The 2,628-nt window shown below is 63.9% G+C and carries 3 protein-coding genes and 1 other RNA gene; 1 reads left to right on the top strand and 3 read right to left on the bottom strand.

All coding sequences use genetic code 11. The annotated features are described in order from the left end of the window. Both mraW and mraZ read right to left on the bottom strand, forming a co-directional pair. Positions 1-257: 16S rRNA (cytosine(1402)-N(4))-methyltransferase (mraW, locus tag EOA22_RS30305; protein WP_127390462.1), on the bottom strand; the 257-nt coding region annotated here is incomplete at its 3' end. Beyond that, complete coding sequence (gene mraZ / locus EOA22_RS30300) at positions 254-712, bottom strand: division/cell wall cluster transcriptional repressor MraZ (RefSeq protein ID WP_063168314.1); 459 nt, start codon at positions 710-712, stop codon at positions 254-256. The genes mraZ and mraW, both read right to left, overlap by 4 nt. Before the next feature lie 410 nt (positions 713-1,122). Here mraZ and EOA22_RS30295 point away from each other — a divergent pair, with 410 nt between their 5' ends. After that, on the top strand, positions 1,123-2,250 hold the full coding sequence (locus EOA22_RS30295) for a cystathionine gamma-lyase (protein WP_013530947.1): 1,128 nt from the start codon (positions 1,123-1,125) through the stop codon (positions 2,248-2,250). An 87-nt stretch (positions 2,251-2,337) separates the two neighbouring features. Here EOA22_RS30295 and rnpB read toward each other — a convergent pair. After that, positions 2,338-2,628: RNase P RNA component class A (gene rnpB, locus EOA22_RS30290), an RNA gene on the bottom strand; the annotation flags it as partial.

Below are 2,628 nucleotides of genomic sequence, written 5' to 3'. Positions count from 1 at the left end.
CCCGACTGCACTTCAAGATCGCGCCCGGCCGCAATGGCATCCGGATCGCGGTCGATCGCCACCACGGAGGCGCCTGTCGCCAGAATGGCCCTGGTGTAGCCGCCGGCGCCGAACGTGCCATCAATGATGAGGTCGCCCTGCGCCGGCGCCAGTGCTTCGAGCACTTCGGCAAGGAGGACCGGAATGTGGCGGGCCGATCCGCCAACGGCGTGCCCATCTACGGCGCGAGGAAGGTCATCGCCGTGGCCTGCCGTCATTCCGGTCGCTCCCCAGGCTTCGTCCCCTGCCGAAGCTGCAAAAGCCGTGCCCGCGCCTGCGCCCCATAGGCGGCAAGCCGTCCCGGCTCCCAGATCTGAAAGAAATTGCCGCGCCCGACAAAGGCCACTTCCGCCGAGATGCCGGTGTGTTCGCGAAGGAAATCGCTCATCGTGATGCGGCCGTCCTGGTCGAGTTTCAAGAAGGTTCCGTCGCCATGGCAGAAGAACGACATATCGTCCGCCGTCTGCAGGAAGGGATCCTCGAGCGCTATGCGCTGCTCGTAGCGGTCGAGCAGGTCGAGCCCGCCGACATCCATCGCCGGCAGGTCCAGGCAGCGCAGCGCATAGAGTTCCGAATAGCCGCGCTTCTGCACGACGGCACGGAAATGCCCGGGAACGGACACCCGCCCCTTCGCATCGATCCTGCTCACCGTGTTTGACAGAAACCGGTCCATTAAACGCTACAGCCGCTTGCGCCGCCGCACCCCTCTGCATCTTGTCGCACGCGCCGCCGCAGCGCGTTCCCTGCCCCGTATCAGCCTCGTCCGCACAGGCAAAAACCAGCAAACGCGCAGCCGCCGCGGCTGCCCGATTGGCGTACGCTTTACCCTGACACGGAACGAAGGCTTTGATGTCTGGATGGGATATCATGGGGCACTATGGGCGTCAACGGGAATAGGCTTCACAAACACGCGCGCCCCGACCAAAGAGAGCAGCCGTGACGACACGTCTCGTCTTTATGGTCTATTAAGCCTAACGAAGCGTTTAGAGCCGCCTGGCCCAACCGGACGCGCCTTGCCGCGAGCCGCTGCCGGGCATAGCGTCTCGCCACATCCAGCCGGTCACCAACAGGGTCTGAAATTCGATGTCTGAAACAGCAAAGTCACGCGCTGCAGCGCTTCCTCACCTGCGTCGCAGCGGGCTTGCCATGGGCGATTCCATTCCCCTGCCGCTGACCATGGCCGCCATCTTTCATGCGCCCGGCGACGCCACCGGCTTCAACCAGTACGGGCGATTCAGCAACCCGACCTGGGACGCGGTCGAGCATATGCTGGCCCATCTGGAGGACGCGCCCTGCGTCGCATTCCCTTCCGGAATGGCGGCAATCTCGGCGGCGTTTTTTGCCGTGCTCAAGGCCGGCGACCGTATCCTGCTGCCATCGGACGGCTATCACACGACACGAGCGCTGGCCGAGCGCTTCCTCAAGCCGCTCGGCATCACCTATGATGCCAGGCCGACTTCGACCTTCCTCGATGGCGGCTTCGATGGCTATCGGCTGGCATTTGTCGAAACCCCTGCCAATCCGGGGCTGGATATCTGCGATATCGCCGCCGTTGCCGATGCTGTCCACAAAGCCGGCGCGATCCTTGTGGTCGACAACACGACCATGACCCCTCTCGGCCAACGACCGCTCGACCACGGCGCCGACATCGTCGTTGCCGCCGACACCAAGGCACCCAATGGCCATTCCGACGTGCTGTTCGGCCATGTCGCCAGTCGCAATGCCGATATCATCGCCGCCGTGACCGGCTGGCGCGAAGTTTCCGGCAGCATTCCCGGTCCGTTCGAAGCCTGGCTGGTGCACCGCGGCCTGGAGACACTGGATGTGCGCTTCGATCGCATGTGTTCCTCGGCGGAAGTCATCGCGCGGCGACTGCAGGGCCACAAGGCAATCAGCGGCCTGCGTTATCCCGGGCTTGAAGGCGACCCGTCGCACAACCTAGCCCGCGCCCAGATGGAGCGCTTCGGCTTTCTCATCTCTTTCGAACTCGCCTCGGAAGACAAAGCCGAGGACTTCATCAACAATTGTGCCCTGATGCAGGCCGCGACATCCTTCGGCGGCGTCCACACCTCCGCCGAGCGGCGCCTGAAGCGAGGCGATGCGGTCTCCGCCGGTTTCGTCCGCCTCTCGGTCGGCTGCGAGCCGGTGGAAGAGCTCTGGAAAGCGATCGAGACGTCGCTGGACGGGATCAGCGGCTCCCGGCTCGGATGAACGGCCGGACAGGCTTGAATCAACAGGCGCGCCCGAGGGCGCAACCTGCTGATTTCAAGAGATTTCTCTTGATATCGGGGGAGAGAAATTGCCAGCTGGCCTGTAAGCCGGGTTCTGTATGGCCCTCGTCCCTTGCGAGGCGAGAACGTGGCGGCCATTCATCTTGGGCGCATGTTGCCATGCGCCTCACGCAACCTACCCGGACGGTGAGCCGGAAACAGCCCTCGAGGGTTTCCCCTCGCACCGTCCCTATTCGGTCTTGCTCCCGGTGGGGTTTACCGTGCCGCTCCTGTTGCCAGTCGCGCGGTGGGCTCTTACCCCACCCTTTCACCCTTGCCCCGAATCCGGCAAGCCGGATCGTGGCGGTCTTCTTTTTGC

Origin of the sequence: Mesorhizobium sp. M7A.F.Ca.US.014.04.1.1, assembly GCF_003998745.1 — a bacterium.
GTDB lineage: Bacteria > Pseudomonadota > Alphaproteobacteria > Rhizobiales > Rhizobiaceae > Mesorhizobium > Mesorhizobium ciceri.
The sequence above is the reverse complement of the archived record's forward strand: the minus strand, read 5'-3'. Positions and strand labels throughout refer to the sequence as shown.

Excerpts from the sequence above, each read along its gene's own strand:
- EOA22_RS30295 (WP_013530947.1), top strand. The coding sequence starts at position 1,123 with ATGTCTGAAACAGCAAAGTCACGCGCTGCAGCGCTTCCTCACCTGCGT.
- mraZ (WP_063168314.1), bottom strand. The coding sequence starts at position 712 with ATGGACCGGTTTCTGTCAAACACGGTGAGCAGGATCGATGCGAAGGGG.